General features: G+C 36.6%; 4 protein-coding genes. 3 read left to right on the top strand and 1 reads right to left on the bottom strand.

Annotated elements, in window-relative coordinates; all coding sequences use genetic code 11:
* On the top strand, positions 1-1,191 hold a 1,191-nt coding region (locus QVB70_RS06995; protein WP_287584803.1), incomplete at its 5' end, for a glycosyltransferase family 39 protein.
* A 3-nt stretch (positions 1,192-1,194) separates the two neighbouring features.
* The gene (locus QVB70_RS06990; RefSeq protein WP_342766549.1) at positions 1,195-2,205 is read left to right on the top strand and encodes a DUF362 domain-containing protein; all 1,011 of its coding nucleotides are present in this window, start codon (positions 1,195-1,197) and stop codon (positions 2,203-2,205) included.
* Positions 2,206-2,263: 58 nt separating this feature from the next.
* Here the strand turns inward: QVB70_RS06990 and QVB70_RS06985 are convergent, their stop codons facing one another.
* Positions 2,264-3,418 (bottom strand): glycosyltransferase, encoded by a 1,155-nt coding sequence (locus QVB70_RS06985; RefSeq protein ID WP_287584798.1) that lies wholly within the window; start codon positions 3,416-3,418, stop codon positions 2,264-2,266.
* Positions 3,419-3,985: 567 nt separating this feature from the next.
* On the opposite strand from QVB70_RS06985, the gene QVB70_RS06980 reads away from it, so the two are divergent.
* Complete coding sequence (locus QVB70_RS06980) at positions 3,986-5,947, top strand: DUF6541 family protein (RefSeq protein ID WP_287584796.1); 1,962 nt, start codon at positions 3,986-3,988, stop codon at positions 5,945-5,947.
* Positions 5,948-6,000 lie beyond the last annotated feature (53 nt).

Here is a 6,000-nt window from a genome sequence, read left to right as displayed (position 1 = left end):
ATTCAAGGAAGGGGGTTCGTGTATAGTTATTTCCCACCAGTGACCCAGTTACAACCAACATGTATTATGGCCCCTTTCTATCCGTTCTTTCTTGCAACCTTTTTTTTGCTGTTTGGAGTTAACCAAACAGCCCTACTAGCAGTTCAACTAATTCAAGTGATTATTGGGAGTCTCACTATTTTTCCAATTTATTACTTGTCAAGGATGTTTTTCTCTCAGAGAACAGCTGTAATTTCCTGTATGCTTTTTGCGGTTTATCCTGACTTCCTTTACTCTGTGGCTTCATTTCATCAAATAGTGTTTACAACTTTTCTGATACCTATATTGATCTTTTTTACATATGACCTTCAGAAAAAACCAACACACAGGAAAGCAGGAGCCTGTGGTGCACTATACGGTTTCTCTTTACTGGTTGAGCCTGTAATCATCTCAGTTTTTAGTCTAATGAGTTTATGGATTGTCATCTCTTGGATAAGAAGAAAATCATTTAATGCTTTCTCTTCTAAATCTCTACCTAAATCTTCTTTAAAAAGAAAAGTAATGGCAATATCGATCCTAGTAGTTTTTTGCGGACTAGTAATATTGCCTTGGGAAGTAAGATGCCTCATGGTATATGAGGGCAATTTTGTTTTCATAAAGGGAAGCGGGTTCAACCTTTGGCGGGGAAATAACGCAAAGTACACGGAAACAGGTATCCCACCGTGGTATCCAAGTGAAATGGTCGTAAATACTGGGCTTACAAAGGAGGGGGAAATTGAGCGTATGTTTTATGATTCAGCCAGGTCTTACATTTCCAGTCATATATTGGAAACTCTTTTCAATAGTTTACGGAAGATGGTAGATTTCTGGTGGTTCCCAAAGATACTACCCGAGCAATCTCCACCGTTGAGACGGGCATTATATGCGCCACTGCTTTTATTAGCTATTGGCGCCCTGTTTTACGAGCGAAGAAGGATTAAAGAACTCATGCCGTTATTAGTTCCATTCCTAGGTTTCACTTTACTTTATTCTATCACATTTGTTCTGCCAAGATACAGAGTTCCAATTCAACCGCTATTATTCATCTTATCAGCTTATGGGCTTGTTTTGATTTTAGAAGCATTGAAGGGTCGATTCCATTTAAAGTCAGGCAAATACACGAATGTGATTCGTAAAGTGGATCAGACGGATTTTTCACGATGTATTGGATGAGGTATGTTAAAAGTGAATAGGCATCTAGCTTATGTGTCAAAAATTACTAATCTGAAAGAAAATTTATTAAGGGGCCTAGAGTTCATTAACTGGAGAAGCCAAGTTAAAAAAGACTCTATCGTTTTTATAAAGCCAAATTTTACATTTCCTTATTATAAAGAAGGGGTTACTACCAACCCTGAAGTGCTCCAAAATTTGCTGGAAATAATTAAAGATAGGGCTGAACATGTAATTGTGGGAGAATCTGATGGCGGAAATCATTCATTCAAAGCCAATGAAGCATTTAAGGGGCATAACATGTACCAGATTTGTAGAAAGGTTGGTGTAGATTTAGTTAATCTATCAAGACTTCCCTCGGCATTTGTTGAAGAGAAGATTCAAGGAAAAAAGGTGAAGGTTCAGTTACCAAAACTTCTTTTAGATAATGAAGTCAATTGTTTCATTTCAGTTCCTGTTTTAAAAGTGCATGTGATAACAAAAGTTTCTCTTGGCATAAAAAACCTGTGGGGTTGTTATCCCGATACGATGAGAGGGCTCTTTCACAAAAAGCTGAGTTATAAACTGGCACTAATAGCGAAATCATTACCTCCTAAACTAATTGTAATTGATGGAACTTTTGCTTTAGATGGACATGGACCAATGTTCGGAATTGCAAAACCATTAGATTTGTTATTACTCTCTAATAATCTTGTTGTGGCAGATTCTTTAGGAGCGAACATAATGGGCATTCCTCCTAAGAGTGTTCATCATATTTTCATTGCGGAAAAAGAAGGATTGGGTACAACAAAACTACAACAAATAAAAATTAATGATAGTTTGGAACATTATAGGTTACAATTTCATATTAGAAAAACCATGATTGACATGGCATCAATACCTCTCTTTTACAGCGAAAATTTGGCAAAAATTGTCATGGATTCCCCGTTTAAGTTTTTAATATACAAATTAGCCAGGTTTTTGAGGACTTCAAAAGAGCAAGAACTAGCAAATGAGATGAGAGGTTACTTTTTGTAATGATCTTATTGTTGATACATTCACAGAAGAATTTGTGCATTAGGAATGAGATTGCAGCTCATTTTGGATCGCTAACTTCAATGACTTCATTATAGAGTTTCTCAAGCTTTACAGCAATATTTGCAATGTCGAATTGTTTCAGTATTATCCTACAGTTATCTCTGAACCTTTTTTGGAGATCCTCATCCGACAATAATTGTAACAAAGCGATTTGGATTTCCTTAGGTGAAGGTTTAACGACTATTCCAACCTTATCCTTTATTGTTGCCGTGATTCCGCATTTATCACTTAAAATGATTGGTGTTTCGCATGCTATTGCTTCCAGAACAGTCATAGGAAAAGTTTCATATCTAGATGGTAGAATATAGATATCTGCATCTATGTAAGCTTCAAGTTTTTCCCTGTCATAAAGAGGGCCTGTTATTAAAACGCTGTCTTTTATTCTTAGTTTGTTTATTAATGAGTTTAGTGTTGACAAAAATCCATCATCCGGGCCAGCTAGAACTAGAAGGATATTGTCAAATTTCGATCCTTTTTTTAATCTGGCAAAAGCCCTTAGGAGGTTATCTATACCTTTAATCCAATGTAATCTCCCAAGAAACAATATTATCTTATTATCTTCGTTTATCCCAAATTTTGCTCTAAACATCCCCCTAAGCGGGAGATCATTGTATTCTGAGAGATCTATGCCATTTGGTATTATAACTATCTTACTGCTAGGAATACCTGCCTGTTTGTATTGCTTAGCTTCTGTTTCGGTTAAAGCTAATACTTTAGAAGCATTTTTTAGTATTTTGAAGCCTAAGAGTTGGTCGTAAAACCATTTACCTTTTTTCTTTCCTATCTTTGGCATAGATCCTTGAGCTTGTAAAATATAGGGGACTTTGCATTTTCTCGCATAGCGTTGGACTATTATATTTTGGTATGTTCTAAAGTTGTGTGCATGAATTACTTCAAAGTCTTTTATTTCATTCTTCAACTGGTTTCCCATAGCTGGAGTTATTAATAATCCTCCAATATTTGCTACACAATGAAATTGTATAACGCGTAGGCCTGAATTAATCTCAAAGGAGGATTTTTTTGTGTCCAAATCTGTAGTATAAATCGTTACATTATGCCCACGTTTACTAAGGGCTCTACTGATTTGATATGGTGAGGTCGCAGATCCTCCATGTTTAGGAGAGAAGTATGGAAGAATTTGTAATATGTCCATTTTTGATGCATCCAATAAAGTAAAGGATTCTTCTTCATATGTCTTTAATAGGCATTTTATTTTATAGATCGCGAGTTTAAATGGCAAAGCAAGGATTTATTCAGTGTTGACATCCTTTTGAAAGTTAAAATCGATATTTCATCAATAACTTATATGTCCTTTCTGGATTAAATCTCATTAACGATTACTTAATCTATTAAGGGGGTTTCCTTCAGAGTAATTCAGTGAATGATGCTTTTTTTCAATACGCCACTATATAACAATTGGAAGTTGTTTATCACCATTGGGATGTAGGAAGTTTCTCCGTTCAGATACTTGCTCCTTTCTAATTTAAAAGAAGTAATTCTTTATTGAGAACAATCTATTCCTCTTTTCATAACTATTGCAAAAAGAGAATCATTGAACTTCTTTTAGCAATATTTTTGCTTAAATTTTTAAATGAATTGCGACCGTATTACTCCAATTTGTAAATGGAAACAAGAATCTACATTAGCGGGTAGATTTTTTACTCCTCAGAGAATGATAATAGGGAGACTCTTCATACTAGTGGAAGGTGGCTTTGTTTTAATGATGATTGGGGTTGTTCTAACAATATGGTTAGTTCTCATGGTTGTTATTTTCCCCGGTTATTTGCTTCTTTCATTAATTTCTGAACTCTATGCTGTGGATAAGTTACTGTTATCCCCAGGGATCGGTATAGCTCTTTTTGTTGTAGTTTCTTCTGGTGTTGTCTCAATCTGGGGGTATTCATACTGGTCTGTCTTATTCGCAAATGTAATCCTGGGAATATTGCTAGTAAGTGCTTATTGTATGGCACGTGGATTTCGGGATGATTTTAAAAATATTTTAAGGATCAATCTTTCAAAGGAAGCGTTCGTTTTCGTTGTGTTTTTTCTTTTACTTGTGATTTTCGCAGTTTGGACTTTGATGACTATTGAAATTCCAGGTGATGTTGACGCGCAAGGATTCGGCTACTTGGCGCTTACTGTGCGAATGGGAGGGACTGTTAATACGCTGGCCCCATTCTATCCTAAAATCAAGTGGCTCTATTCTCCAGGCTTTTTTATTTTGGTGGCATTTCTTTCTGATCTACTTTCAACGCCTATCAACTATGCCATGTTGGGGATAGCGTATTTTCTCTGGTTAATGACTTTTCCGGCGGCTTTGAGCGTTGGGCGACAATTTGGAGATAATAGGCTTGGCTTGCTCATTTGTGCGTTTCTTGTTATTGGGAGAGGTCTATTCAGCGCCTTAGCAGATTCAGGTTTCACAAGTGTACTTGGCTGCTTGATCATTTTTGTTTGTTTTTCAACCTTCTTCAAAGCGTTGGATAACAAATCTAACAGAATCGGTAATGTTATAATCGCAGCACTAGCGCTTTCATCCCTATTTCTCTCGCACCCAGATTCTTTCATTTTCTTCGTTCTGGCTGAAGTGCCTTTCTTTGCTACCGTATGGCTATCAAAAAAATCGCCCAATCTTCAAGACTACACAGTAATGCTTTTGATACCGAGTATCGCGTTCCTATTGACCCTGCCCTGGTTAATCTTGCAGTTACCTCTATTTCTTAGCGAAAGTATCGGTGGACAGTTAAGATATTCTCCAGGAATTCACATATTGAGAGAGATGGTCTCTCACAATGGTGCTATTGTACCTTTAGTTGCGGTTTTGGGTATGTGCCTCGGATCACTCAGACGTGAGAAGCGAGACGTTTTCTTAATAACGTGGGTTTTAATGATTATCGATTTTTCTACATTCAGTATTATTAACGATTTTATATCACTATTTCTACCATTGAGGGTGTCATTATACATATACGCTTTTGGTCTTGGTTGGCGCGGTCCTATTGTTCCGTTCAGCATTCTCGCCGCTCAATTTACTCATTACGCAGTAAGACAAATCACTTGTACGAATCCAAAAACCATCATTATTCAGAATCTAGTTCAACTAAGAAAAAAAATTTTCTGTACCGGCCCAAAGGGCGGAGTACTACTGGTGCTTTCAATTACAAGTGGTATGATATTTCCTATTTACACTGCCCCTACGCTCGCTGATGATGTAACACGTTCTTCTTGGCACTATTTGCACTCTTATCTAATTTGGCCCAGATATAGGTTCTCGACAAGTTCTGATCTTGCCGCTATGAGATGGATAAAGAATAATACGCCTGAAGATGCATTTATTCTTAACTCACCTTGGTACAATGGGCACTGGGTTCCTGTTATCACAGAACGAAAAACCGTTTTCTTTCGAAATCAACCATTTTTTGATAGAAGCGATGATCAAGGACTAAAAGTTATGTGGGATGAATGTGAACGAGCATTTTTTAATCCAGACTGCGAAGAATCGAGAGAGATCATTTATAAATACAGTATAACATATGTTATTGTCCCTGATAGGAAACGGGGACGGATTGACGAACATTATTATATTGTAGATCATAATGCTTTTGACAGAACTAGTTACTTAGTCCTAACATTCAAAGAAGGTAACGCAAAGGTCTATCGTGTCATAGATTCACGATCTTAAAAAAGAATGTATTGCAAAATCTTATTTTCAAAATAATGATTTCGGGGAATTGT

It is taken from the genome of Candidatus Borrarchaeum sp. (assembly GCF_019058535.1).
In the GTDB taxonomy this organism is placed as follows: Archaea; Asgardarchaeota; Sifarchaeia; order Borrarchaeales; family Borrarchaeaceae; genus Borrarchaeum; species Borrarchaeum weybense.
Note: the sequence above shows the minus strand (reverse complement) of the source record. Positions and strands in the feature narration are given on the sequence as shown.

Excerpts from the sequence above, each read along its gene's own strand:
- QVB70_RS06985 (WP_287584798.1), bottom strand. The coding sequence starts at position 3,418 with ATGGACATATTACAAATTCTTCCATACTTCTCTCCTAAACATGGAGGA.
- QVB70_RS06980 (WP_287584796.1), top strand. The coding sequence starts at position 3,986 with ATGATGATTGGGGTTGTTCTAACAATATGGTTAGTTCTCATGGTTGTT.
- QVB70_RS06990 (WP_342766549.1), top strand. The coding sequence starts at position 1,195 with ATGTTAAAAGTGAATAGGCATCTAGCTTATGTGTCAAAAATTACTAAT.